Consider the following 1,122-nt stretch of genomic DNA (forward strand, 5'->3'; position numbering starts at 1 on the left):
ATCGTCCGCCCGGCCCGCAACCTGAGCGAGGGCCACCGGTACGCCGTCGCCCTGCGCGACCTCCGCGACGCCGCCGGCGCCCCGATCCCGCCGAGTCGCCAGAGTTCGGGGACCCGCCCTGCTCCGACACGAGTCCGAGCGGGAAGCGATCTTGCCAACCCCTCTCACGTCCCAGGCCGGCCCTACTCGTGCACGCCCCACCAGGAAGGTGCAGGTGAGAAGGGTCTTCGGTGTGATCTGGAGGGGCTTCGGGGCATGGCATGAAAGAAGTTCTCGGAGCGGCAGAGAAGTACTGATGCACGATCACCGCCTTCTCGGGAAGCGATCTTCTCGATGCCTCCTGCTCCGCACGGCATGCAGCCGGCAAGCCCACAGTCGTGTCCTCGGAACTCACAGGTTCATGCCGTCAGCGGAAGGCTGCGGCGTTGCGGTTGGCCCAGTCGGCGAAGGTGGCGGGGGCGCGGCCGAGGATCTTCTGGACATCCGGGCTGACGGTCTGCTCGCGCAGGGTTGGGGTGCCGAGAATGTCGAGGGTGGTGTCGGCCACCGGGGCGGGCATGAAGGTGAGCATCTGGGCGAGGGCCTCTTCCCGGGTCTGGTCGATGAAGGCGACGGGCTCGCCGATGGCGTCCCCGATGGCGGCCGCGCGCTGGCGTGGGGTGGTTGGCGTGGGGCCGGTCAGTTCGTAGATCGCCTTCGTGTGGCCCGGCTGGGTCAGGGCGGCGGCGGCCACGGCGGCGATGTCGTCGGGGTCGATGACCGGCAGGCCGACCTCGCCGAAGGGCGCGGCGATCGTGCGGCTCGCCTTGACGGACGAGGCCCAGGCGTAGGCGTTGGAGGCGAAGCCGCCGGGGCGCAGGATGGTCCAGTCGGTGCCGGACTCCATGACGACCTGTTCGAAGGCGGCGAAGGCCTGCCCGTGTGACAAGGAGTCCGGGCGGGTGGCCACTCCCTGGGAAGAGAGCAGGACGATCTTTCCGGCGCCCGCGAACTGGGCGACGACCCGAGCGGGGTCGCCGGCCATCATCAGGTCCCCGCCGACGAGGAGGAAGACCGCATCCGCCGCGGAAGGCATGCCGGCGGACGACTGGGAGAGGTCGGCGGCGACCGCGCGGACGCCGG

At 70.6% G+C, this 1,122-nt stretch carries 1 protein-coding gene; it reads right to left on the reverse strand.

The window, feature by feature from the left end; genetic code table 11:
- Positions 1 to 406 precede the first annotated feature (406 nt).
- Positions 407 to 1,122: NAD(P)H-binding protein (locus ACWCSD_RS53005; RefSeq protein WP_449927645.1), on the reverse strand; the 716-nt coding region annotated here is incomplete at its 5' end.

This window comes from Nonomuraea sp. NPDC001684, from assembly GCF_053596515.1.